This is a genomic window from Brevibacillus sp. HB1.3 (assembly GCF_013186635.1).
Lineage (GTDB): Bacteria > Bacillota > Bacilli > Brevibacillales > Brevibacillaceae > Brevibacillus > Brevibacillus brevis_D.
The window spans coordinates 180,914-205,176 of the sequence record NZ_JABMIT010000010.1; the positions used below are offsets into that span (position 1 = coordinate 180,914).

23 protein-coding genes and 1 tRNA gene are annotated in these 24,263 nt (G+C 44.9%); 18 read left to right on the plus strand and 6 right to left on the minus strand.

Features of this window, described 5'->3' with window-relative positions; genetic code table 11:
• Positions 1 to 7: 7 nt before the first annotated feature.
• From fabD to HPY31_RS21925, 13 genes are all read left to right on the plus strand, one after another.
• Positions 8 to 1,276, plus strand: coding sequence for an ACP S-malonyltransferase (gene fabD, locus HPY31_RS21865; protein WP_172142437.1), 1,269 nt, complete (start codon positions 8 to 10; stop codon positions 1,274 to 1,276).
• Between the two features lie 41 nt (positions 1,277 to 1,317).
• Complete coding sequence (gene edeG, locus HPY31_RS21870) at positions 1,318 to 4,686, plus strand: edeine polyketide synthase EdeG (protein WP_172142438.1); 3,369 nt, start codon at positions 1,318 to 1,320, stop codon at positions 4,684 to 4,686.
• A gap of 43 nt (positions 4,687 to 4,729) precedes the next feature.
• Positions 4,730 to 5,773, plus strand: a complete 1,044-nt coding sequence (locus HPY31_RS21875; RefSeq protein WP_172142439.1) for a BtrH N-terminal domain-containing protein — start codon at positions 4,730 to 4,732, stop codon at positions 5,771 to 5,773.
• 25 nt (positions 5,774 to 5,798) lie between these two features.
• A complete protein-coding gene (locus HPY31_RS21880; RefSeq protein WP_064199219.1) occupies positions 5,799 to 6,035 on the plus strand; it encodes a phosphopantetheine-binding protein in 237 nt (78 codons plus the stop codon).
• Positions 6,036 to 6,100: 65 nt separating this feature from the next.
• On the plus strand, positions 6,101 to 7,069 hold the full coding sequence (gene sbnA / locus HPY31_RS21885; protein ID WP_172142481.1) for a 2,3-diaminopropionate biosynthesis protein SbnA: 969 nt from the start codon (positions 6,101 to 6,103) through the stop codon (positions 7,067 to 7,069).
• A 45-nt stretch (positions 7,070 to 7,114) separates the two neighbouring features.
• Complete coding sequence (sbnB, locus tag HPY31_RS21890; RefSeq protein ID WP_172142440.1) at positions 7,115 to 8,083, plus strand: 2,3-diaminopropionate biosynthesis protein SbnB; 969 nt, start codon at positions 7,115 to 7,117, stop codon at positions 8,081 to 8,083.
• Positions 8,084 to 8,107: 24 nt separating this feature from the next.
• Complete coding sequence (locus tag HPY31_RS21895; RefSeq protein ID WP_371811757.1) at positions 8,108 to 8,869, plus strand: ParB N-terminal domain-containing protein; 762 nt, start codon at positions 8,108 to 8,110, stop codon at positions 8,867 to 8,869.
• A 166-nt stretch (positions 8,870 to 9,035) separates the two neighbouring features.
• The gene (edeA, locus tag HPY31_RS21900; RefSeq protein ID WP_172142442.1) at positions 9,036 to 12,095 is read left to right on the plus strand and encodes a cyclic peptide edeine export ABC transporter EdeA; all 3,060 of its coding nucleotides are present in this window, start codon (positions 9,036 to 9,038) and stop codon (positions 12,093 to 12,095) included.
• 154 nt (positions 12,096 to 12,249) lie between these two features.
• Positions 12,250 to 12,323: transfer RNA gene (locus tag HPY31_RS21905), tRNA-Gly, on the plus strand.
• Between the two features lie 97 nt (positions 12,324 to 12,420).
• A complete protein-coding gene (locus tag HPY31_RS21910; RefSeq protein WP_172142443.1) occupies positions 12,421 to 13,407 on the plus strand; it encodes a phosphotransferase in 987 nt (328 codons plus the stop codon).
• A 271-nt stretch (positions 13,408 to 13,678) separates the two neighbouring features.
• Positions 13,679 to 14,146, plus strand: coding sequence for a MarR family winged helix-turn-helix transcriptional regulator (locus tag HPY31_RS21915; protein ID WP_172142444.1), 468 nt, complete (start codon positions 13,679 to 13,681; stop codon positions 14,144 to 14,146).
• A gap of 16 nt (positions 14,147 to 14,162) precedes the next feature.
• On the plus strand, positions 14,163 to 15,134 hold the full coding sequence (locus HPY31_RS21920) for an acetyl-CoA carboxylase carboxyltransferase subunit alpha (protein WP_172142445.1): 972 nt from the start codon (positions 14,163 to 14,165) through the stop codon (positions 15,132 to 15,134).
• Between the two features lie 283 nt (positions 15,135 to 15,417).
• Complete coding sequence (locus HPY31_RS21925; RefSeq protein WP_172142446.1) at positions 15,418 to 16,335, plus strand: aldo/keto reductase; 918 nt, start codon at positions 15,418 to 15,420, stop codon at positions 16,333 to 16,335.
• A gap of 10 nt (positions 16,336 to 16,345) precedes the next feature.
• Here the strand turns inward: HPY31_RS21925 and HPY31_RS21930 are convergent, their stop codons facing one another.
• From HPY31_RS21930 to HPY31_RS21950, 5 genes are all read right to left on the minus strand, one after another.
• Positions 16,346 to 16,987 (minus strand): DUF3885 domain-containing protein, encoded by a 642-nt coding sequence (locus HPY31_RS21930; RefSeq protein ID WP_172142482.1) that lies wholly within the window; start codon positions 16,985 to 16,987, stop codon positions 16,346 to 16,348.
• A gap of 31 nt (positions 16,988 to 17,018) precedes the next feature.
• Positions 17,019 to 17,411, minus strand: coding sequence for a YkvA family protein (locus HPY31_RS21935; protein WP_172142447.1), 393 nt, complete (start codon positions 17,409 to 17,411; stop codon positions 17,019 to 17,021).
• Between the two features lie 131 nt (positions 17,412 to 17,542).
• Positions 17,543 to 18,526: a zinc-dependent alcohol dehydrogenase family protein gene (locus HPY31_RS21940; RefSeq protein WP_172142448.1), complete on the minus strand. Its 984-nt coding sequence runs from the start codon at positions 18,524 to 18,526 to the stop codon at positions 17,543 to 17,545.
• A gap of 213 nt (positions 18,527 to 18,739) precedes the next feature.
• Positions 18,740 to 18,949 carry a CDGSH iron-sulfur domain-containing protein gene (locus tag HPY31_RS21945; RefSeq protein ID WP_016743559.1) on the minus strand — a complete coding sequence of 70 codons (210 nt, stop codon included), beginning with the start codon at positions 18,947 to 18,949 and terminating at the stop codon, positions 18,740 to 18,742.
• Positions 18,950 to 19,123: 174 nt separating this feature from the next.
• Entirely contained in the window at positions 19,124 to 19,480 is a 357-nt protein-coding gene (locus HPY31_RS21950) for a DoxX family protein (RefSeq protein ID WP_172142449.1), read from the minus strand.
• A gap of 222 nt (positions 19,481 to 19,702) precedes the next feature.
• Between HPY31_RS21950 and HPY31_RS21955 the strand changes: the two genes are divergently transcribed.
• Positions 19,703 to 20,032: a winged helix-turn-helix transcriptional regulator gene (locus HPY31_RS21955; protein ID WP_015891469.1), complete on the plus strand. Its 330-nt coding sequence runs from the start codon at positions 19,703 to 19,705 to the stop codon at positions 20,030 to 20,032.
• Between the two features lie 83 nt (positions 20,033 to 20,115).
• Here HPY31_RS21955 and HPY31_RS21960 read toward each other — a convergent pair whose 3' ends face one another.
• Positions 20,116 to 20,643 (minus strand): isochorismatase family protein, encoded by a 528-nt coding sequence (locus tag HPY31_RS21960; protein ID WP_172142450.1) that lies wholly within the window; start codon positions 20,641 to 20,643, stop codon positions 20,116 to 20,118.
• Positions 20,644 to 20,749: 106 nt separating this feature from the next.
• On the opposite strand from HPY31_RS21960, the gene HPY31_RS28920 reads away from it, so the two are divergent.
• The 4 genes from HPY31_RS28920 (at position 20,750) to HPY31_RS21975 (ending at position 24,079) form a co-directional block, all read left to right on the plus strand.
• Positions 20,750 to 21,046, plus strand: a complete 297-nt coding sequence (locus tag HPY31_RS28920) for a hypothetical protein (RefSeq protein ID WP_253901897.1) — start codon at positions 20,750 to 20,752, stop codon at positions 21,044 to 21,046.
• Entirely contained in the window at positions 21,043 to 21,303 is a 261-nt protein-coding gene (locus HPY31_RS28925; protein ID WP_253901898.1) for a hypothetical protein, read from the plus strand. The genes HPY31_RS28920 and HPY31_RS28925 overlap by 4 nt, the downstream gene beginning before the upstream one ends.
• 171 nt (positions 21,304 to 21,474) lie before the next feature.
• Positions 21,475 to 22,176, plus strand: coding sequence for a YjjG family noncanonical pyrimidine nucleotidase (locus HPY31_RS21970; protein WP_172142451.1), 702 nt, complete (start codon positions 21,475 to 21,477; stop codon positions 22,174 to 22,176).
• A gap of 73 nt (positions 22,177 to 22,249) precedes the next feature.
• Positions 22,250 to 24,079 carry a UbiD family decarboxylase gene (locus tag HPY31_RS21975; RefSeq protein WP_016743564.1) on the plus strand — a complete coding sequence of 610 codons (1,830 nt, stop codon included), beginning with the start codon at positions 22,250 to 22,252 and terminating at the stop codon, positions 24,077 to 24,079.
• Positions 24,080 to 24,263: the final 184 nt, after the last annotated feature.

The window sequence follows — 24,263 nt, forward strand, 5'->3', positions numbered from 1 at the left end:
ATCAAACATGGACAAAATCGCACTCTTATTCCCGGGACAAGGTTCGCAATATGTTGGAATGGGCCAAGCATTATGTGAGGCCCATCCCATTGCGGCGCGAACCTTTGAAGAAGCAAGTGATGCGCTTGGATTTAACCTGCAAACACTTTGTTTTGCAGGGGATGTACAAGAATTGACCAAAACTGAGCACGCACAGCCAGCAATCCTGACAGCAAGTGTCGCAGCCTTCCGCGTGTATTCACAGGAGTTGGACATCGAACCGAATTGGGTGGCGGGTCACAGTCTGGGCGAGTTTACGGCCCTGACTTGTGCCGGTGCCATCCAGTTTGCAGATGCCGTCCGCCTTGTCTATCGGCGAGGTCAGTTCATGCAGGCGGCTACGCCGCAGGGTGTCGGAGCTATGTCAGCAATCTTCGGGTTGGATGCTCAACTTGTCGAGGAGATTTGTCAGGAACATTCTCGCGACGGTGCGATCGTTGTGGTCGCCAACCATAACTCCGCTGATCAGATCGTCATCTCCGGACATGCACATGCTGTGCGACAAGTAGAAGAAGCGTGCAAGCAGCAAGGCTCTACTTCCGTTGTCACCCTCAAGGTGAGTGCGCCTTTCCATTCGCCACTCATGATGCAAGCAGCCGAACAATTAAATGAAGAACTGAAGCGGTACACGTACTGCGATCCCAAATGGCCTGTCATTTCCAATGTGACAGCACAACCATATGTCCATGCTGATCAACTTGTCGATTTGCTCACAGCCCAGACAACCAGCCCTGTTCGCTGGCAAGCTACAATGGATTACTTGGTAAAACAGGGAACGAATACCGTAATTGAGCTCGGACCAAAAAGTGTGCTGACAAATTTGGTCAAAAAATATCCGCTTCGCGCCTTTGCCTTTGACAAGCAGGGGGAGATCGATCGTTATCAGCAAGAGCTTCAAGATGCTAAAACGCGTAATCAAGCAGCAATTGCCCAATTCGTCGATTCTTGCATTGCGATTGCCGTTTGCACGAAAAACCGCGGTCTCGATGAAGAAGCGTACCAGCAAGGGGTGATTACGCCCTACCAAGCACTTCAACAACTGAGACAACAGCTGGAACAAGGGGAAAAAGAGGGAAGCTATGGGGATGTACGCGAAGCTTTTTCTCTGCTTCGTTTGATCTTGCAAACAAAAAAAGCTCCTGACGCGGAACAAACCATGCGCTTTGAACAGCTGACCAGCAAACCAGACCTGCTACAGCGATTTCCCGAGATCAGCAACGAATGGCAAGCAAGCTAAGCCGAACCAGGTCAGCAGAGGACCCAAGGAGGAAGAATGCAGTGAGCAAGCCATTAGGACTGAACCGAGTCAAACTGAATAAACAGCAGACGGATGCTCATTCAACTGACAGCAAAGCCAATCAACACGATATTGCGGTGATTGGTGCTGCTTGCCGATTCGGAAGCGCAGAAAACCCGGCAGACTTTTGGCGTCTGTTGCAAGCTGGTCAAGATTGCGTGCGAGAGCTTCCCAAGGAGCGCCAAAACGATTTGATTCCATTGTTACTCGCCAAAGGGTTGACGATGGAGCAAATTCAATTTCGAGAGGCTGCCTACCTGAATGAAATTGATAAATTCGATCCGCAGCTCTTCGGTCTTTCTCCTAAGGAAGCCAGCCAGATGGATCCGAACCAGCGCTTATTCTTGCTGACATGCTGGGAAGCGATTGAGGACGCAGGATATGGTGGAACAATGCTCGCGGGCAGCCGTACAGGAGTATATCTGGGATTTAGCAGTGATTTTGGTGAAGAGTATCGACGAATGATTCGAGAGTTGGAACCAGAAGCGTTGTCCACCTCAATCATTGGCAATATGAAATCGGTGATCGCTTCTCGAGTCTCCTACCTGTTGGATCTCAAAGGTCCGAGCATGCTTGTAGATACATCCTGCTCCTCGTCGTTGATGGCAGTTCATCTGGCATGCCAAGCGATTCGTCGAGGAGAATGCGAGATGGCGCTGGCTGGCGGTGTCAAGCTCATCTTGCTGTCTTTACAAGATGGAAGCAATGATTTGGGAATTTTATCGCAATCCGGGCGTACTCGCCCTTTTGACAATGATTCAGACGGTACGGGTGTCGGTGAAGGCGTTAGCGCCGTTTTGCTGAAACCGTTGGCAAAGGCTCTTGCAGACGGGGATTCGATTTATGCGGTGATCAAGGGAAGCGCCGCCAATCAAGACGGCCATTCTTTCGGGCTTACGGCGCCAAATTCACTGGCACAAGCCGAAGTGATCCAGCAGGCATGGAAAGACGCGCAGATTGATCCCGAAACCCTTTCCTATATCGAGGTGCACAGCATAGGTACCAAGCTGGGTGATCCTATGGAGATGGACGGGCTGGAGAGAGCGTTTCGCCCATACACAAATCGGCGCCAATTTTGCGGGATCGGCTCGGTAAAGACGAACATCGGTCACACCGACCACGTAGCAGGGATGGCTGGTCTTTTCAAAGTGATCCTGTCTCTTAAACAAAAGCAGATCCCTCCGCATTTGCACTTTCAACGCGCGAATCGGATGATTCCTTTTGAACAATCTCCCATTTACATCCATGACACATTGACAGAGTGGGAACCAGAGCAAAGCGTGCGACGGGCTGGAATCAGTTCGTTTGGGATGAGTGGAACGAATGTGCACCTGGTAGTAGAGGAAGCACCAGGATTCATGCCACCACCCAAGCAAGAAGAAGGGACTCAGGCTATTGCGTTATCCGCGAAAAGCAAGGAGAGCTTGCTCAACCTGTTGCTCCGCTTTCAGAAGTGGACCAGCAAGCCTGTGGTGGAACTTCCGACATTGGAAAGTCTCAGCTTTACGGCAAATACGGGCCGTAGTCACTACGGCTATCGATTGTTACTGATTTGCAGGGACATGGACGATTTTGCCGCAAAAATCTCCAAGTTGTGCGCAAGCGACTGGGCAACACTTTCTGATCCAGATATTCTCTTTGGCTGGCACAAGGTTATCTCCCAGGAAAAAGACGATAGAGAGCCTGGAATACTGACAGAGGCAGAACAACAAGCGATGAATAAGGCGGCTAATGCTCTTTTGCAAAAGCTTTTGTTGGCGCAAAGCAAAGAGTTATCTGATCTGAAAGAGCTTGGCGAATTGTATGTGAGCGGGGCAGATGTGCGCTGGAGTGCCATGTATACGTTTAAAAAGCCGCGCCGCGTGCACCTCCCTGTTTATCCGTTTGAGCGTAAACGTTGTTGGCTGGACATTTCTTCTCTTCCTTCTCTTGACAAGGATGCCGGGAGAGAAAAAGACAAGGTCGCACCGCAAAAATCTGGAGAAGCGAAGCTGCCAAACGTGGTGGTACGTGGGAGAAAACATGATACCTACACCGTTTTAGAGCAAGAGCTGGCTCACATTTGGGGATATGTTCTGGGGCTTGAAGAAGTAGATGTCCATGACAATTTTTACGACCTGGGCGGGGACTCGATCATCGCGATTAAAATGATCAGCGAAATCTCCAAACGGATGAACCGAGAAGTAGAAGTACAAGACCTGCTTACCCATTTGACGATTTCCGATCTTGCTGCCTTTCTTGAAGCGGCTGGGCATGTAGAAGAACAGGTTGCGAAAGCAGAGGCAGCTGCTACTGCAGTCCAAGCTGTTCAACAACGAAACGCAAAATCAAGGCAGGGTACTCAAATCAAACGCAGCTCGTATGCCGATCTCAGTCATTTATCCTGGCGTCAATTAAATTGTTATGATCGCGGTCTCGCTTTATTAATGGAGGAGCAGGATGCTCATCTGATCCCTTATTTTAAGCTTTTTCTCGGGTTGAAGCGCGGCTATCAGCTTGATGCTGAGGGGTACCCCTATTCGTATCGGGAACATGCTGAGGTTATGGGGTATTTGTCGGATGAGGAGATGCTTTATAAATTTGGCTATCGGGTCAAGCTCGTGCCTGTCACACATTTGGATGAATTGCATGAGTCGATCATTCGCCAACTGGATCATGGCAAGCCCGTAATGGTTGCGTTTGACGAGTACTATACCTTTTACACACCGCAATACCAGAAGGAACATACCGATCATCTCACCGTCATCACTGGCTATGACCATGAAAAGCAGGTCTATACGATCATCAATCACAATCATTTGACTCGCGGGCAAGCGCAGCGAATCCAGTACGATAAATTTTCCACAACGTACCAAACGCTTGAGGAGATTTATGCAAATGTAGATCCGCAATCCCGGCTGATCATGGTGCTCGATCGCGTTACAGATGACGAGGCAAGCTTGCGTGCGAGCGCGGCTGAGGAGTTGCTGCGATTACTAAAAGCGGTCGAAACTAAGCAGCAAGTTGGCCGTGAGCTTACGCTGTTACTGTCACTTACGGAGCAGCCAGACATTTATTTTGATGAAGCGAATTTAAACGAGCTCTACGCTCAATTAGGCGGGAAAGAACTGTGGATGGAAACATTATTGGACTGGTACATTCCACAGGCGGATCAGTCTGTGCGCGAACTGGCGGAGGAGATTTTGCAGACATCCAATAACGCGGTGAATCGTTATGCCCTTAGCTTATACAAAGAAAAAATGTTGAAGCGATCCGATGTGGAAGCTGCTGTCGACAAGTTGAAGTCACTTACTAGTCAATTTCTGCAACAAGTATTAGCCTTGCGAGAACGTGATTCGGATATCCGATAGCCGCATGTGTTTACCATTACGATAGACAGGAAGGAGAGTGCTCATGTCACTCACCGAGATTCAACCGAGCAAGCATCCGAACCTGGATTGCATCGGCGCTTCTATCTACACGGTTCTGAAATACTTGAACTTTTCCGCTTTGGAAACAGCTTGGAAGCAGTGCGGTGCCATCTATCTGAAAACGCAAGATTCTCCTTATGGAGATGTAAACGGTCAATACATGAGAACAGTCGCAGAGCTGACGTGGATTCACAATATCCGCGTAGAAGGACAGGCTGAACCGGAAAACGACCTGTTTTTGGCAAATATTCAAGAACGTTTAGAACGGGACATACCGACAATCGTCCTCTGCAATATGGCAGAACTCCCGTATAACCCTTATTATCAGGACCTGCCTGAAATGCATAGCATCATTGTCACAGGTAGAGAGGGTAACCAGCTGCTGATCGTCGATGATTACTACCGCTACAAAGGTCTGTTGCCCATCGAGCAATTCTTACTGGCGAGCAACTCTTCCTATCGGGATGCAGGTACAGGTGAATGGTATCCACTCCACAATCGTTCATTTGAATTGGTCCTTTCAGATTCCCTGCATCCGACGCACGATCAGCTGCTGGAAGCGGTCAGGAGCAATCTCAGCGTACTTGAGGGTCGTTGCGACATCAATCAAATCAAGCGGGAATTGGATGTACCTGACGATGTCAACATCGAGGTAGGGCTGAAATCGCTTGATCCGTTTCTCAAAGACGTAGAGGCTTTTCTCGCTAGTGGAGTGGAGATTACTGACGATCATCTCGATATCCTTAACCACAGCTTGATCAGCATGGCACAAACACGAGCGATGTATGCCAATGTCTTGCAGGTGATCAGTGAGAAGTACGAAAGCTTTGCAGATCTTGCCGAGCTGTATCGGAGTATCGGACATCAATGGAAAATTACGACCAATATGATTCTAAAGGCTTTTGATAGTAATCGCAGTGAGATGGTTCATCGCGTTCTGCAAAAAATCAGCAGCATAAAAACGCAGGAATTTGAGGCAGCCACAAACACAAGAGAAGTACTGGAACGAGTTGGCGTTGTTGTGTAAGCATCTAGCACATGGAGGTACTCCTATGGAAAAGGAAAACGAAGTATACGAGACGCTCCTACAGTTGTTTTCTGAGTACGTGAACGAAAGCGGAGAACTTACGGAGTACATTGATTCATTGACCTTTATCAAGTCGGTCGTAAAGGTTGAAAAAGAGTTTGGTATTGAATTCGATGATGACATGCTTCATTTGGAAAACTTTCAAGATATGAAAACATTGGCAGGTTACATTCAGCAAAAAATGGATGCAAAGACTGCCTGATCAAGGGCCGAGATGTGTTCAATCGATCGGACGAAGACGGGAAAAAACGGGAGAGAGGGCTCACCATGCTAACGAAAATGATGGCCATAAGTCACATGATTGGCAATACGCCTTTAATCAAACTGGAGCATGAGCACATCAATCTGTTTTGCAAGCTGGAGTACAACAACCTCATGGGAAGTGTAAAAGTGAGGCCCGCCTTTTATATATTACAGGAGGCGATCAAAAGAGGAGAGATTACGCAGGAAACTACCGTAATCGAGTCATCTTCGGGAAATTTTGCTATCGCTTTAGCGACTTTGTGCAAGCAAATCGGAATTAAATTTATTCCAGTCATTGACCCCAATATTAATCCTGTCTATGAGAATTTACTCAGGGTATTTTCTCATGAGGTCGTAAAAGTAACGGACCGTGACGAGACAGGAGGATATCTCCTAACGCGCATCCAAACGGTCAATCGCCTTCTCAATGAGACGAAGAACTCGTTTTGGACCAACCAGTATGGAAATCCGGATAGCGCTCGAGCCCATTACTTCGGACTGGGAGCCGAGATCGCAGACAGCTTCGAGACATTGGACTATGCGTTTATCGGCGTCAGCTCTGGCGGCACGATAACTGGAATCTCGCAACGATTGAAAGAACGATTCCCCAACATAAAAATCATTGCGGTGGATACGGCAGGATCCGTGATTTTCGGACAAGAGCCACAAAAACGATACATCCCTGGAATTGGATCAAGCATGCGACCTGACATCCTCAAGGGCGCGATCATTGATGAGGTCGTTCATGTTTCGGAGGAGGACACAGTTGAGGCTTGCTATCAGCTTTATACAGAGCATGGCATTTTTGCTGGAGGATCTTCTGGGACTTCCTACTGGGCGATTAAAAACTATTTCAAAGATCAAAAGCATGTAGTCAAGCCAAATGTCGTCTTTTTATGTCCAGACGGTGGTATGCCATATGTCAATACCGTATACAACCAGGAATGGGTTCAGTGGTTGCATCAGCAAAAGCATTCTTTCGTGGGCAATTAAGCACTGTCTAATAAATCTACTATGATAAGCAGGGTGGGATGTACAATGTTATATCTAAACACGAGTGATATTGAAAAGGTCGGCAAGAATTGGAAGGAAACCATTGATGTCATTGAGCATGCAGTGCATTCCTTATACAAGGAAGATTATGCACAGCCAATTAAACCTTACTTGCGATATCACGACATGGCAAACCGCATTATTGCCATGCCAGCATTTGTAGGCGGAGATACTTACATGGCGGGAATCAAGTGGATTGCCAGTTTCCCGAAAAACCTCCAAGAGGGTATCCAACGTGCGCATTCGATTACGATCCTCAACGAAGCCAGAACCGGTAAGCCTGTGGCAACGATTAATACAGCCCTGGTCAGCGGGATTCGAACGGCTTCTGTTTCCGGTCTTCTCCTCAAGCATTACGAACAAGTACGTCCCCTGCAAAATGTAACGGTCGGAATTATCGGATTTGGTCCGATTGGCAGACTTCATCTACAAATGGTAACGGCCATGTTAGGTGAAAAAATCGACAAGGTGGTTCTCTATGACATTGCGGGTATCCAGCAGGAGCATATTCCGGCTGAGATAAAAGAGAAAACGGTTATCGCGCAAACGTGGGAAGAGGCATACTGCGAGGCAGATGTGTTCATTACGTGCACGGTATCGCCGCATGGTTTTATTGACAAGCAACCCAAACGTCAATCGTTATTGTTAAATGTGTCGTTACGCGATTTTACACCAAAAATTCTCGACTATACCCGCTCCATTACCGTAGATGACTGGACTGAAGTTTGCCGTGAAAACACAGATATCGAGATTATGCATCTGGAGAGAGGATTGCAAAAAGAAGATACCAAATCCATCACGGATATCGTCTGCCTGGACCAAATGAAGGAATTTCCACAAGATGAGCCCATCATGTTTAATCCGATGGGGATGGCGATTTTTGATATCGCCATTGCTGCCTACTATTACAAACAAGCGCTCTCGCAGGGGATCGGAACTCACTTGCAAGACTAACTGGAGGTTACCATTTTGTACGATGTGCTAGCAAATCTAAAACTGGTAGAGTCATCTCGTATTTGTTTGCACGAGTCACATGAAAATAAGCGACTACACAAGACCAGACAGATCATTGAGGAGGAAGGGATTTTGCGCCATCCTCCACTGGCGATTCTCATGCAAAACGGCCAGTATTTGATCATTGATGGTGCACATCGGACCTTTGCTCTTCAAGCGCTTGGGTGCAAACATATCCCCGTACAGGTAGTGGAGCAAGAGGATTTTCACTTGGATATGTGGGATCATATTGTGCCAGTCGCTGCATGGTTGCAATCAGTGGAGCAAGATTCTGTGTTTCGATGGGAAACAGAGCGTTTACGAGAAACACCTGTGGCAGAAATGAAGATAGGGAACAACGAACGTTTCTATCTGTATCCAAATGAAAATCGGCAGGATGATGAGTGGCGAATGAAGCTATGGCGTCAACTGGTTGACAGTTACAACTATAGCCATCCGGTGCACCGTCTGCCTACAGGGATGCTCGAATGGCCGGAAACAGGATCTGCCTTGATACGGTTCCCGCAAATCAGTCTGGCTGAATTGGAGCGTATCGTATCGGAAGGGCATGTTTTGCCTGCGGGTGTTACCCGTTTTGAAATAGACGGGCGTCTATTAAACTTGTGTATTCCGATTAGCCTATTGAAACAAGAGCAAATCGAGCAAGAACAATGGGAGCGATTGGTTAAAAAATGGAGAGAAACCTTGCGCCTCTACTCGAAACCCGTGTATATGTGCGATGCGTAATAAGAAACCGTGGCGAGTTTGATTCGCCACGGTTTCTATCCAATCCCAATTGGCAGCATGTGCTCGTTTTCTTGCGGTTGCGGTCTTTCCCACAGACGCAGTGCCTATAAAGGAGTGGATCATTCTGCAAAAGATCATAGAGGAGTCGAGACGAAAATTAGCGTTCTTGCTGATGGGTTTGGTTCTCGTACTATTTGGCAGTATGCCCGTGTACGCCGAAACAAGCATTCGACAAGATACGGAAATCGGAACGGCAATCGAACAGCTGGTCAATCAGACAATGGAGTCGGAAAAAATCCCAGGTGCAGCCGTTGTGGTCGTCAAAGAGGGGAAAACCATTTACAAGCAATCGTTTGGTTTCTCTGACACCCAAAAGCAAGAGCCGGTTACTTCTGACACATTGTTTGAAATCGGATCGAACTCCAAAGCATTTACAGCGCTAGCCGTTCACCAGCTTGTCGAGCAAAAACGACTTTCGCTGGAGGACCCGGTTCAGAACTATATTCCGTGGTTCGGTGTTACATATAAAGGACAACCGGAAACGATCCTGATTAAGCATTTGCTGTACCATACCAGCGGGATTCCGTTTGAAAGCATTGGCTCCATCCCTATTTCTTCTAGTGAAAATGCGATCGAAGAAACTGTGCGAGCCATCAATCATTCTGAACTGGTACGCAAGCCGGGGACCGAGTATGAATACGCCACCATTAATTACGATATCCTGGGCTATATTGTTGAGAAAGTCACCGGAGAAACGTATGAGCAATATGTACAACAACAGGTCATTGCCAAATTGGGACTAACCCAAACCTTTTTGAAGGCACAGGCACCCGTGGAGGGGATGGCAAGAGGGCATAAAATCGAGTTCTTTTCCCCAAAAGTGTATGACGCGCCTGATTATCGTGGAAATACGCCAGCGGGTTATGTCGTTTCCAATTTAAACGATATGGAACGATGGTTGCAGATTCAGCTAGGGTTGGAGGCATCTTCGTTTCCTCCCGAGTTGGTGCGCGCTTCCCAACTTCCTGATCGTTCGGTAGCTCCTGCTGCAGACGGTTTCTCGTATGCGTCAGGCTGGATGATTTATCAGGATGGTGGAGGGCAAATTTCGCACGGCGGCAATAACCCTGCCTTTTCTTCGTACATGGTATTTCGTCCAGAAGAAAAGCTGGGCGCCGTCGTTTTGACCAATCTCAATTCGTTGAACGCATCGGTTATCGCTGAAGGGGCCGTCAATCTCGTACTAGGCAAAGAAGCTCCCGTAGTCGTGTCCGACACCAATCTTCAAGCGGATCGCCTGGCAAGCATTTCTCTTGTGATCCTTGGCATCCTTTTGTTGCTACTTGTTGGGGGGATCGTGCAGATTTTCGTGCAAGTTTACCGAGGCGAACGAAAACTCGCCGCGAATGCGGGGCGAATCTGTTTTGCATCCTTTGTTGCATTTGTTGTCATGGGCAGTGTTTTGACAGCCGCCTTATACTATTTGCCAGACGTTTTTTTTATGGGCTTACCGTGGCCATTCATCGAGGTCTGGCTTCCCATCACCATTTTTTATGCCATGTACGCATTGGTGACAGGACTCGCTCTGTTTAATGTCTATATCACACTCATCCGCTTGTTCCCGAAATCGCAAGAAACATCCATGACGTCTATTGTCATACAGGGGCTTATCAGCGGATTTGGAAATGCGTTGATTATTTTTATGATCAATCTGGCGCTTACTTCTACGAACAAGTTTCACGCCTCCATTTTCCTGTATTTTCTCCTGGGTATCTTGTTGTATATCATCGGGGAGAAAATGATGCGCAGCCGGCTGATTGTCATCACAAATGAAATCGTATACGAAAAAAGAATGGAACTGATCCGTAGAATTTTTCGTACCCCTTATCAAAAGTACGAGACACTTGATAACGGTGAAATATATGCGGGGTTAAATAACGATACGGAAACGATTAGTACGTTCGCCAATAGTGTCGTCGTGGCACTGACGAGTGCGGTTACACTCGTGTTTTGCTTCATTTATCTGGGCTCGCTGGATCTATACGGATTTTTGTTTTGTTTGGCGGTCATTTTTGTGGCAGTAGGCTTGTATACGCTGGCAGGTCGCTTTGCAAACAAAGTATGGGAGGAAACGAGAGACATCCAAAATGTGTTTTTCTCCTATATAACCGATATGATTGGAGGCTTCAAGGAGCTGTATTTGACGCAGGCGCAACGAAAAGAGTTCGAAGAAGATATGGAAAAAAGCTGCTCTGACTATCGACATAAGAAATCAGCGGGCCAATTTAAATTTGTGAACGTGTATTTGATTGGGGAATTGCTTTTCGTCGTGGTAATCGGCACGGTTGCCTTTTTATTCCCGGTCCTATTCCCTTCGCTTCAAAAAGAGATGCTGATTAGTTATGTGTTTGTCTTTTTGTATATGACAGGGCCTGTTCACGGTATTTTGAATGCAGTACCGGAGCTGATTCGGATCAAGATCAGCTGGCAGCGACTGAATGCGTTGCTTGATTCCTTATCAGTGGAAACGAGAAGAGAAGAGGAAAGCTTAGCTGAGCGGAACGCGCAAGATTTTGAGTCGTTTTCAACGGAACAGGTGTGTTTCCGATACAAAAACAAGGAGGGAGAAGAGTTTTCCGTAGGGCCGCTGGACTTCTCCTGCCAAAAAGGGGAAATCGTCTTCATTGTAGGTGGGAACGGCAGCGGGAAGTCAACGTTTGCCAAGCTAATCACCGGATTGTATGAGCAGGATGAGGGCGAGTTTTTCATGAATGGCCAAAAAGTGAATGCTGATCAACGCTGCGAATTCTTTTCTGCGATTTTCAGTGATTTCTACCTATTTGAGAAGATGTACGGAATCGATTACCAAGCGAAGCAAGAAGAAGTGAACAAATATTTAGAGGTGCTTCGCATCGCAGACAAAGTAGAAGTGGATGAAACGGGAACGTTTAGCACGACGAAGCTGTCAACGGGTCAGCGTAAACGTCTTGCCTTAATGCTCAGTCTGGTAAGAAACCGACCTATTTTCCTCTTTGACGAGTGGGCAGCAGACCAAGATCCTGAGTATCGTCAATTCTTTTATGAATCCTTGCTGCCAGAAATGAAAAGACAGGGGAAATGTGTCATCGCGATCACACACGACGATCGCTATTTCCATCTTGCTGATCAGGTAGTGAAAATGGAGAGTGGACGAATTATTTCGCAGCAAACGTTTGCGCATGCCTGATGGAAAAAAACAAGCAGAGAAGACCGAACGGGGACGATGCCCGGCGGTCTTTTCTTGTAGGAGTGGCACAGCTCCCTTCGATTGGAGGCACTAGACAAATAATTCAGACAGCTATATAATTGGAAGTGGTTGGAATAGAATGCGGTATCATCATGCGGGTGTAGTTCAATGGTAGAACTCCGGCTTCCCAAGCCTGCGGCGTGGGTTCGATTCCCATCACCCGCTCCATACGAAATGGTAGAAAAGCCTTTGATTACAAGGGCTTTTCTTGTTTTTGCAGCAATGTTTGCAGAAAAACACGAAAACGGTAAGTAGAGGTGGTCAAATGGAGTCCATATTGACAGAGGAATTGATATTGGAAGACTTAATTAGAGCTTCCCATCATTTTTTTGGATTGGAAGTAATTGAATCCAGTCCAATAAAACGTGGTTGGTTAAACCTGAAATGGAGAGTCACGACTGAATCAGGGCAATTCTTACTTAAACAATTCAATAAAGAACGATTTAAGCTGTATAATCCTGAGGATCTAAAGTTTGCATTCTCTCAACAGGTTCGATTAAATAATCAAGGCCTTGAATGTCCTAATCTTTTGTCACACGATGAAAGTATCCTGCTTGAATCAGATAAAGGAGAACTCTTTATTGTCATGGAATATTGCCAGGGCAAACTAGTCTCGCCAGGTAAAGCTAATGCACATCAAGTATACAATCTAGGTCGAGCAACTGGAAAAATGCATCGATTGTTAAACGACGGGACACTTGGTTCTAAAGATACTCCCCAATTTGTTCCTCCAAGCCGTGAAGAGCGTTTAGCACATTGGAAATCAGTTTTGAAAAAGGCGAGGGAAGCTGGGAAGATCGAATTGCTTGATGATATAGAGACACAACTTAAAGCAACTGAAGAAATGAATATTGAAAATCTGGAAATACTTTCTACTGGGTGGGCACATCGTGACCTCTGGGTCGATAATATTTTATTTGATCATAATCGATTAACTGCAATACTAGATTTTGATCGACTGAAATATGATTATCCTCAACTTGATGTTGCACGGGCAGTTATGTCATGTGCCTTAGATGATTATTTTGACGTTTCCCTGGCTTCAGCGTTTATTGAGGGATACAGTGAGGAACGCACCGTTATGGATGGTTACTTAACAAATTCATTGCAGTTGTTGTGGTATATGGAAAGCCCATGGTGGATTAATTCTAACATGGACCAACATAGTGTACCTCCGGCTCGTTTTGCAAAGGAAATGATTTGGCTCGCTAACAATCATAAAAATATGTCCACACTTTTAGGGAATATCTAGCTAAAAAAAGTGATCATGAAAAACGAACCGACTTTTTGCCATTTCTAGCAAATGACTGGGGTAAATGCTTCAATAAACACAACAGTTAGCTTTAATAATCTGTTGTGTTTATTTATTATCAAATTCCCTACAAGTTTTTCATAACTAATGGTTTTCTTTGGATGTGAAATAAGTCGGTAACTTGTTATTACATCAATTTCATGTATAATGCAATTAATGTATTGTACATATTATGCACAAGACACTAGTTGAGGGGAGTAATTAATTTCTTATGAATAGGGAAGATGCCTTGAAACTAAGAACAGATATTAAAAAATTTATTAGAATGACTGGAATTCTCGAACCAGAAAGAATTCCAAAAGATCTGTTTGAAAAACCTTTATCGGTTTCCCAAATGATGGCGTTAGAAGAACTAGAGCTCAAGAAATTAACTATTTGGGAATTAGCTAACAAGCTTAAATTAGAACAATCATCGGTAAGTAGATTAGTAGACAAGTTGGTAAAAAATGAGCTTATTTGCCGTGAAGTAAATGAAAAAAACAGAAGGGAAGTTTATCTACATCTCACAGAAAAAGGTAAAATAACGGTTGCTTCTTTACGGGAACAATCGATTCATTTTTATCAAGCAATTCTCAATGATTTATCAGAAGCTGAACGGAAAACAGTTGTCAATGGCTTTGAACTCTTAATCAACTCGATAGCTAAATCCGCTTCCTTAAATAGGAATGGAAAATCGTAATAGAAGGAGGCCGTGAATGAGTTTAGACTTTGAAGGACCAATTATAGAATTAAAAGAAAAAATCGATGAATTACAGAAGTATATGGAAAAAAATGATCTCGATTTATCTTCAGAAATTCATGCATTAAAAGAACGATTAAAAGTAATGCAATCTGAAATTTATACGAATATTTCACCATTTCAACGAGTTCAAATTGCTCGGCTTCGTAACCGGCCTACAACATTGGACTATATTCCGTTATTGTTTACAGATTTTATCGAACTTCATGGCGATCGACTATATGGAGATGATAAAGCAATAATCGGTGGAATTGCGAAATATAAAGGCATGCCTGTTACGATTATTGGTCACCAAAGAGGTAGGAACACAAAGGAAAGCATAGAAAGAAATTTTGGAATGGCACACCCAGAAGGTTATAGAAAAGCTTTACGCCTTATGAAACAAGCTGAAAAGTTTAATCGCCCTATTATTACATTCATTGATACTTCAGGTGCTTATCCGGGGAGAGAATCTGAAGAACGTGGAATTTCTGAGGCAATAGCTCGTAATTTATTTGAAATGGTAACACTTAGAGTACCGATTATTTGTATTGTAATAGGAGAAGCATCAAGTGGTGGAGCCCTTGGTATTAGTATCGGTAATCATATTCATATGCTAGATAACTCGTGGTACTCGGTTATTTCTCCGGAAGGAGCGGCATCGATATTATGGAAAGATGCTAAGTATGCTCCAAAAGCGGCTGAATATATGAAAATTACAGCAAAAGAATTGAAGAACTTAGAAATTATTGATCAAATCATTCCTGAAGTGAAAGGTGGAGCACAAAATGATATAAAATGGCAGGCGGAAATGGTTGAATCTGCAATCGAATCATCTCTAAAAGAATTGGTACGAATGTCTCCAGAAGAGCTTACACAACAGCGATATGAAAAGTATAGAGAGATGGGGAAAATTGGAATCCTAAACGGAACTGATGAGGAAAAATAGAGAAGAATTAAGGAAAGGTAAATTAGCTTTCTGTGAGGTGAAATACTTTATATTCTCTGAACAGAAGAAACAAGGGTGCAGGGAAGTTACACCAAACAAAGTCCTTCCATGGAAATTTTGGAAGGACTTTTTATTTGTACATTCTCCTTATCCATCCCGAGCTCCATTCCCGCAGGATTCTCAGTCTTGAGAGTAGAATAAACCAATGAGCTCACATGATAATCCGCTTAAACAAGCCGTCCTTTCTTTATGATACCAGTTGGAAAAAAATCGGAGGATTGACATGAGAACCATACCACTCGGCACGAGAAAGTTAGAGGTACCTGTCATCGCAATCGGTTGCATGAGAATAGGCTCACTAGACAAGCTGCAAGCGGAGCGCTTCGTACAAACGGCGCTTGAAGAAGGGGCGAACTTCTTCGACCATGCAGATATTTATGGAAAAGGCAGTTGTGAGGAAGTATTTGCAGAAGCGATTCAGATGAGCCCTAGCGTTCGCGAACGTATCTTGTTGCAATCGAAATGTGGTATTCGGCCCGGCATGTTCGACTTTTCTAAAGAGCATATTTTGAATGCAGTAGATGGCATTCTAAAGCGCCTAGAAACTGAATATTTGGATGTTTTGCTGTTGCACCGTCCAGACACGCTTGTCGAACCGGAAGAAGTAGCGGAAGCATTCGATCTTCTGGAAAGCACGGGAAAAGTCCGCTACTTTGGTGTCTCCAATCAAAATCCGATGCAAATCCAGCTGTTACACAAGTATGTGAAGCAACCAATCGTGGCGAACCAGTTGCAGCTCAGCATTATGAACGCGACAATAATCTCGCAGGGCTTTAACGTCAATATGGAGAACAGCTCGGCTGTGAACCGCGATGGCAGTGTACTCGACTTCTGTAGGCTGCATGATATTACCATTCAGCCTTGGTCGCCATTCCAGCATGGATTTTTCGAGGGGTCATTTCTTGGAAACGAGAAATTTCCTGAGCTGAACAAGAAAATCGATGGAATTGCAGCTAGATATGAGGTATCCAACACGACAATCGCCATCGCTTGGCTACTACGGCACCCGGCGAACATGCAGCCTGTCATTGGCACGACGAATATCGACCGAATGAAAGCATGCGTGAAAGCCGCCGATATTCGTTTGACGCGAGAAGAGTGGTATGACATCTATCGATCTGCAGGAAATGTGTTGCCATAACGGCTTCCATTTACGAAAATACCTGATCGATCTTGGCTCTGTCATAGTCTAAAATCCAATGCGAATAGCTTTCATAAATCCCTCTGATTGTTTCAGGAGAAGTGGCTAATAAATCACAGCCTCGATCGTCATAGATGTGAAAGATGGTTTGTTTGCTCGTATTGATAATGTAGACCCGGTGAAAAATATGTGGTTGTAATCCCATATCCTGACGGCAGATTGCTTTTATCATCGGAACAAATGAAAAGTCCGATGTCTTACACTTCAAGGCGAATCGATGTGTTCGATAGGCTTCATTCTCATCGTCTTCTGGAAAAACAAAAGGGATAGTGTGTTGTTGCAGCTTATACAAAAGGGATTTGTTCTTCACATATTTGGAAAAGACGTTCAATTTACGCTTGAAAGCTCCACCGTCTCCAAAATCGTTTACATCCACTACGATATAAATGTCATCGTTAGGTGCATGTAAAGTCTTACATAAAGTAATCGCTCGCGTATAAACCCCCTGTAAATAGGGGCAATTTTCATAAACGTTATGGTAATGGTAGTCCACGCCCAGTTCAAAACGGATTCCGATATCCCAGTTATAAAACAAAGGGGGTCTAAGCATTAACGTTGGAAATGTATGGTGTAAATACTGGTGAAGCGTCATCAAAGCACTTCTCTATTAAAATGGATGAAAGCTATTCCTGTAAAAAATCCTTTTGTTTCCACTCTTTGTATAGAGTAAGGTCGCTGCTCACTTGTCGAAACACCAATCCAATGATTGTCGCGTCATCTAGTAAACCAACAACGGGAATAAAATCTGTGATGGCGTCTACGGGTGAAACAAAGTACAAAATCCCGCCAATAATCATCAAGATGGATTTAACAGGGATTGTTCGGTATTTCCCACTCGTCCAATCACCGAAAATACTAAAGAGTAGCTGTAAATTCTCCCAAACATCACCGAGCGCTTTTTTATCAGCTTTTTTCATTGCTTTTTTTAGGAGATGAGAAGCTTTTTCTTTATCGTTCAGATATTCCGAGGCTTTTGATTCATAATTTTTAAGAAACCTCTTTTCATGTTTAGCCATAAGGCCCCCTATGTTTCGTTGAAGCCAAAAAGGGCGAGAAAACGGTCATTTTTGGCTTCAGTGTTATTGACACCACTTATAGTCCATGAGGTGCTGCATGATAGATCTTCCCCAGCGTATTTTTCTGGTGTTTACACCAAGATGACTTTCCCCGTACGATGTCGGCTCTCCGCAAATTGCACGGCCTCTTTTACATCCTGCAAAGCAAATTTTTCTCCAGGCGCAGCTATAAGGAGCTTCCCATTCTGAACGAGCTCGATGACTTTCTCAAACGTCTCGTGCCAGGTAGAAACGGAAACCCGTTGATTCCAGTGGCGCAATAAAAACAATTGTGGGAGAACGCCAAGCTCTTTCGAGATGATCGACCAATCTACTTGAACTCCCGATAAAAGGCCTAACGATAAGAATATCCCGCCAGCACGTGTAGACTTCGCCAGCTCTAAACCGTCTGGCCCGCCAATGGAATCAATAGACGCATGTGCACCTTGTCCGTTTGTGACACTCATGATGGCATCATAGATAGAAACATGTGAACCGTCGATGACATGCCACGCCCCGAGTTGCATCAACTCCTCGGTATATCTTGCGTTTCGGACGATGGCGATTACCCGAAAACCAAAAAGAGCGGATAGTTGAATAAACAAGCGGCCAATGGCTGAGTTGGCTGCATTGACTAACAAAACCTGCTGAGAAGACAGTTGAAGGGTCTCCTTGCAGATGACCCACGCAGTAATGGGGTTGATGTACAACCGACTGGCGATATCATCCGGGATCGAATCAGGAACCTCAATGGCTAGCTCGGCTGTCGTTTTGACGTAATCTTGCCAGGTACCCTCACCGCGCAAAGGCAGAACACGTTTCCCGATTAGAGAGCGGGGAGCAGAAGGACCTGTATCAATAACGGTACCAACCCCCTCATACCCAGGAATAGCGGGGAGGTTGATGCGATGCTTGTAAGCACCACGAATCGGGATGATGTCCGAGGGGTTAATAGGACGTGCGCTCATTTTCACCAAAATCTCATCTTGCTTTAGCGGTTCAATCAGCCGTTGTTCAACCTTCAATACTTCATGGGGCTCGCCAAATTGATCGTAACGTATAACTTGTGCATACATGGTTGTGTACTCCTAACTTTGTCAGCGATCAGTGACGAAGGAAAGTTCTTCCGTCATTACGTATAGATCGGATTGTCTTTATCATAGTGATAAAAAATAAACGACGTCAATCAAAACGAGAATTTGGCATGCTGCTAAATTGTTCGGCGGGGAAACAATTTGACATAAAGTGAGATTGAAAAGAGAAAAAGAGCGCATCTGCGCTCTTTCGGATCATTCTTTTGCTCGTGGTGCACTTTCAAAGCCTACTTTTTTATGCGTGCCATCACAGAACGGTTTTTTCTCGGATTGACCGCATCGACAGAGCGAAAAAGATGAACCGACTTCATACTTGTCACCTGCTCCATCCAGTAGCTCAACTGCACCGGTAACACGAATTGATCCATTGTCGTTAATCTTGATGGTTACTTTTTCTTGATCCACATGTCATCCCTCCTTTTTACTATCTTTACCTACTATGATTTCGGGCAGAAGGGTATGTGGTAAATAATTCTTCTCTACATGGGAAGGTCCAGCCGCAGTGATAGTGAACTTGCTGGTGAAACATGGAAAATTCGTGTTAAAATCCTGGTTACGGGTGGGAACTAAGCGGCCTTGTTAGCGAGCAGAAGGATTAAATCGGCGTAGACCGATCAGCAAGAAAACAAAGAGTAAGACAAGCGGAATCACAACAGTAGATGTGTCACCATGTAAAAGAAGAGTGACTGTAGCACCAAGCATAATGACTGCGAGTGTATAGGCGGCGTAACGTGCATACTTTTTCATCAATAAACCCAGTCCGCCGAGCACTTCTCCCAAACCGATCACAACTTGGAACCAAGGGGGAAACCCGAATCCTTGGAAGGCGAATGTGGCCTCTGGATGACCAATTAGCTTGTAAATACCAGAGGAAACGAACATCAAGCACAATCCTACAATCATTACCCATTTTGCAAACGTACGCAGACTTTTCACACTGAAATCCTCCAATCGTTTCGTTGTTGGATTCAGTATAAGCCGTCAATTATGACATCTTTTGTCATATAGCAATGACTGAACGTTTGGGATCGTAGTTGAAGGTAATTCCTCCATTTCGGAAGCTAATTTGAGTATAATAGGATGGGGATATAGCCGAAAAGTAGATAATTTCCGGGAACCAGGTGTACACAAAGGTACCAAACCAATCGGGAAAAAAGCATGGAGGAATGCGATATCCAAACGAAACAATATAACGTACCCGTTGAAGCGACATTGGAAGTAATTGGTGGGAAGTGGAAGGTTGTTATTCTTTGTTTGTTAAAAGAAGGTACGAAAAGATTCGGTGAGCTGCATCGATATATGCCAAGCGCATCGAAAAAGATGCTGACCCAACAGCTACGTGAGCTCGAAGAAGATGGATTGGTCAACCGATCCGTTTATCATCAGGTTCCTTTAAAAGTGGAATATTCACTTACGGAGCAAGGAGAGAGCTTGCGGACGATCTTGAATCTGATGTGCGAGTGGGGCGAAGCGCGTATTCATAAATAAAATGATACATAGGAAAAACCCGCCATTTCATCCACAATGGAATATCGATGGCGAGTCCTTGGATAACAGATACACGCTACTCATCACTTGTATTTTTCAGCGTACTCGGCGTAGTTTACTACTTCGATGACACTCGACCAACGAAGAACGGTTCCTACAAACCGTTTAATGTCTAAACCTTGCATGTCGTAAGATTCGGCCGTATTTGTTGTTCCAGTTGCGTCCTTAATGAACGTCACCTTATATCCGCGATCATAGGCAGCGATCGCCGTAAACATACAACAAAATTCCGTCTCAAAACCGATTATAAAAAGATGTTCGACCCCTACGTTTTCTAAAGTTTGTGTGAGCTCTGTTTGGAAGAAGGAACTAGGGGTTTGCTTCTCGATCAAGTAGTCGGAATAGTCTTTAAATGGAGGGTGTATTTCAGAACCGATAGAGCTTCTATTCAGTGGACTTTCTTCTGCAGCATCGATATGTCTGATAAAAATGACAGGACGATTGGACTCTTTAAAATCCTTAATTACTTGTTCCATCAAAAAAAGTTCCTCTTTGTAATCCCCACCATTCACAATTCCGCTTTGCACATCAATGACTAAGAGTGCGTTCATTGCTTCACCTTCCTTCTATCATGTAAATAGATCATTCGGTAGGAAAGCGTGTACTTCCTGCATTATCGTTACGGGATGTGGTTCATCCAATTCAAGTACATCATCCGTGTTTTCCAATTTAGCCACACAAGGCTCTTCTTCCACGAGTGAAGGGAAAGAAGTAGTCGCAGAATCAGAAAACAATGTCGCTACGTACCTTTCGATGGCTGTACTGACCTTACATAAAGTGAATGGCTTTGAAGCGGAAGCAGAATTTCCACCGGAATCTAAAGCGTATTTGGAAAAACATGCCCATCTGTTCCCGGCAACTGGAGAGAAAGTGAAGGAAGCCCAGCAATTAGTCGATCAAAATGTGCAACCGAAACATATGAATAAAAATATTTCCAAGTATCATGCTACATGATTCAAGATAAAGGAACGGTGTTGAGCATCGAAGAGGGAGTAATACCGGAAATCGGAACCATTTCGGTCCTACATGTCGACAATGACGAAGAGGATAGCTACCAAGTTGTTTACTTAGGTGCTTTAGATATCTATGAAGATGATACGGTTGAATTTGTGGGGGTTCCAACCTTACTTTCAGGTTTCGATAATGTAAGTGGCGGATATACGAATTCGATCATCATTGCAGGGAGCTACGTAAGAAAAAGTGCAAATTAAGCTAGGAGAGTATGGATTTTTATAGGAACAAGCTGTTGACCAGCTCGCCTTCACGGCCTCGACTAGTACAGTTCGAGGCTTTTTGTATGCAGTTTCGCCTTCTGTTTTTGATATGATAGAAAGGTCTAGTTTGTACGAATAATTGATCAATAAAGTTTTCTGGAGGTTGCCATGCGCTATCAAGTCATATTATTCGATGTAGATGATACACTTCTTGATTTCAAAAAGACAGAAGCAAATGCTTTGCAAAAGACGTTTTCCCAGTTTGGACTTGCTACGGGATCGTCTGATTATGGAGCGGCTTACAAAGAGATCAGTAAAGGATTGTGGGAGGATTTAGAAAAGGGGCGGATCACTCTAGCAGAGCTGGGCATAGAAAGATTTCGTAGACTTTTCAAAGCTGTTCAGCTAGACGTCGATGCTGAGGCGTTCGGCAGCGCCTATCTCGAATCCTTGGGCAAAGAAGTGCATTTGGTACCGGGAGCGGTTGAATTGTGCAACAGTTTGGAGGATTGCCGTTTGGCGATCATTACGAATGGGTTCGCCTCTGTGCAAACAGCAAGAATCGCCGCTTCACCGCTTTCCAACTCTTTTGAGCATCTGATTATTTCCGAAGAGGTCGGCTACAAAAAGCCCGATCGAGAAATTTTTGACTACGCGTTTTCCAAATTGCAATGGACGGACAAGGCGAACGTATTGATGGTGGGAGATTCCCTGACCTCTGATATACAAGGGGGAGCCCAATACGGGATTGATACGTGCTGGTTCAATCCTTTTGGCATGGAAAATCAGACGAGCATTCAGCCGACGTACGAAATCAGAGAATGGAGCGAGCTTCAAGAAATTGTGCGGAAGGGTATCGTGAATTTGTAGGATCTTTCCTGTATGATGAGAAGGTATTGATCTACAGGTAAATCTAGAATCTAGTGATTGGAGCCCTATAGATATGTATCAGAATTTAGAAGAGTGCATCCTTGACTTGGAAAGGCACGGACATTTGGTCCGTATCCGGGAAGAAGTAGATCCCTACTTAGAAATGGCCGCGATTCACTTGAAGGTCTACGAAGCGGGCGGACCAGCATTGCTGTTTGAAAATGTAAAAGGCTCAAAATTTCGCGCGGTATCCAATTTATTTGGCACAATCGAGCGCAGCAAGTTTATTTTCAGAAGCACCTGGCAAGCCGCTGAAAATATCATCGCTATGCGCAATGATCCGATGAAAGCGCTAAAGCAGCCATTTAAAAATATCGAGAACGGCTTTGCTGCTCTGAAAGCATTGCCTGCAAAAAAGTCCACTAGCATGCCAGTAACGGCACAGGAAATCAGTATAACCGACCTTCCACTGATCCAAAGCTGGCCGATGGATGGTGGAGCTTTTGTCACGCTGCCCCAAATCTATTCGGAAGATCCGGACAAGCCTGGAATCATGAATTCCAATTTGGGTATGTACCGTGTGCAGTTGACAGGTAATGAGTATGAAGTAAACAAAGAAATTGGCTTGCACTATCAAATCCATCGTGGGATCGGTGTCCACCAAGCCAAAGCGACCAAAATGGGTATGCCGCTGAAAGTAAGCTGTTTCGTTGGCGGGCCGCCTGCCCATACTTTATCGGCTGTTATGCCGTTGCCAGAAGGCTTGAGCGAAATTACTTTTGCAGGTTTGCTATCTGGGCGCCGTTTTCACTACAGCTATATCGATGGTTACTGCATAAGCAATGATGCGGATTTTGTCATCACAGGAGATATTTATCCTGGAGATACGAAACCAGAAGGACCATTTGGTGACCATCTGGGTTATTACAGTTTGATTCATCCATTCCCTGTGATGAAAGTAAAGAAAGTGTACGCCAAGCCGAATGCCATCTGGCCATTCACGGTTGTAGGCCGTCCTCCACAAGAAGATACATCGTTTGGTCAGTTGATCCACGAGTTAACGGGCGACGCAATCAAACAAGAAATCCCGGGTGTAAAAGAAGTCCACGCAGTCGATGCGGCTGGTGTACATCCGCTGTTGTTTGCCATCGGAAGCGAGCGCTATACGCCATATCAACAAGTCAAGCAGCCGACGGAGATGCTCACGATTGCCAATCGCATTTTAGGGACTGGCCAATTGAGCTTAGCCAAGTATTTATTCATTACCGCCGAAGAAAACCGACCGTTGACGACGCATGATGAAGTTGATTTTATGACCTATATTTTGGAGAGAATCGATCTGCATCGCGATGTTCATTTTTATACGAACACGACCATTGATACGCTGGATTATTCGGGAACGGGCTTAAACAGCGGCAGTAAGGTTGTCCTCGCAGCTTACGGCGATCAAAAACGAGAGCTGTGCAAAGAGGTGCCGGATGAACTGAAGGATTTGCGAGAGTTTGAGAATGCTCGCCTGATTATGCCAGGTGTGGTGTCGATTCAAGGCCCTGCTTTTACCGATTACGCAAACGCCCAGCAGCAATTGCAGAATCTGTGTGACGCGATTCAAGCAAGAGGGCCGATCCCGTCTTGCCCGATGATTATCCTTTGTGATGACAGTACCTTCATGAGCGCGTCGCTACAAAACTTTATGTGGGCAACCTTCACACGAAGCAATCCATCCCACGACATTTATGGCGTGAACAGCTACTACGAGAACAAGCATTGGGGCTGCGATAATCTGATTATTGATGCCCGAACCAAGCCCCATCAAGCACCGCCATTGGTACCAGATCCAACTGTCGAGAAAAATATCGAACGATTGTTTGTCAAAGGTGCGAGCTTGGGAGGAATCCTGTAAGCACCTCCTACAAGTACAGGTCCGTAACCTTACGTTGCGGACCTTTTTTATGAGAGCTTCCATCAGCCCACAAACCTATCAAGCGACCAGAATGGAAGGTTGCTGTCGAATCGAACTGATAATTACAAAAATTGCACGATTGATGGGGAAAGGAATCGTTCTTTACCACCGAGAAAGCGTTTTC

What these genes read in the sequence shown, in the direction of transcription:
- HPY31_RS21920 (WP_172142445.1), top strand. Translation starts at nt 14,163, where the DNA reads ATGAGTTTAGACTTTGAAGGACCAATTATAGAATTAAAAGAAAAAATC.
- HPY31_RS28925 (WP_253901898.1), top strand. Translation starts at nt 21,043, where the DNA reads ATGATTCAAGATAAAGGAACGGTGTTGAGCATCGAAGAGGGAGTAATA.
- HPY31_RS21940 (WP_172142448.1), bottom strand. Translation starts at nt 18,526, where the DNA reads ATGTATGCACAAGTTATACGTTACGATCAATTTGGCGAGCCCCATGAA.
- HPY31_RS21925 (WP_172142446.1), top strand. Translation starts at nt 15,418, where the DNA reads ATGAGAACCATACCACTCGGCACGAGAAAGTTAGAGGTACCTGTCATC.
- HPY31_RS21875 (WP_172142439.1), top strand. Translation starts at nt 4,730, where the DNA reads ATGTCACTCACCGAGATTCAACCGAGCAAGCATCCGAACCTGGATTGC.
- HPY31_RS21880 (WP_064199219.1), top strand. Translation starts at nt 5,799, where the DNA reads ATGGAAAAGGAAAACGAAGTATACGAGACGCTCCTACAGTTGTTTTCT.
- HPY31_RS21960 (WP_172142450.1), bottom strand. Translation starts at nt 20,643, where the DNA reads ATGAACGCACTCTTAGTCATTGATGTGCAAAGCGGAATTGTGAATGGT.
- HPY31_RS21930 (WP_172142482.1), bottom strand. Translation starts at nt 16,987, where the DNA reads ATGACGCTTCACCAGTATTTACACCATACATTTCCAACGTTAATGCTT.
- HPY31_RS21910 (WP_172142443.1), top strand. Translation starts at nt 12,421, where the DNA reads ATGGAGTCCATATTGACAGAGGAATTGATATTGGAAGACTTAATTAGA.
- sbnB (WP_172142440.1), top strand. Translation starts at nt 7,115, where the DNA reads ATGTTATATCTAAACACGAGTGATATTGAAAAGGTCGGCAAGAATTGG.
- HPY31_RS21970 (WP_172142451.1), top strand. Translation starts at nt 21,475, where the DNA reads ATGCGCTATCAAGTCATATTATTCGATGTAGATGATACACTTCTTGAT.
- HPY31_RS21935 (WP_172142447.1), bottom strand. Translation starts at nt 17,411, where the DNA reads ATGGCTAAACATGAAAAGAGGTTTCTTAAAAATTATGAATCAAAAGCC.
- HPY31_RS21915 (WP_172142444.1), top strand. Translation starts at nt 13,679, where the DNA reads ATGAATAGGGAAGATGCCTTGAAACTAAGAACAGATATTAAAAAATTT.
- HPY31_RS21975 (WP_016743564.1), top strand. Translation starts at nt 22,250, where the DNA reads ATGTATCAGAATTTAGAAGAGTGCATCCTTGACTTGGAAAGGCACGGA.
- sbnA (WP_172142481.1), top strand. Translation starts at nt 6,101, where the DNA reads ATGCTAACGAAAATGATGGCCATAAGTCACATGATTGGCAATACGCCT.
- HPY31_RS21955 (WP_015891469.1), top strand. Translation starts at nt 19,703, where the DNA reads ATGGAGGAATGCGATATCCAAACGAAACAATATAACGTACCCGTTGAA.
- fabD (WP_172142437.1), top strand. Translation starts at nt 8, where the DNA reads ATGGACAAAATCGCACTCTTATTCCCGGGACAAGGTTCGCAATATGTT.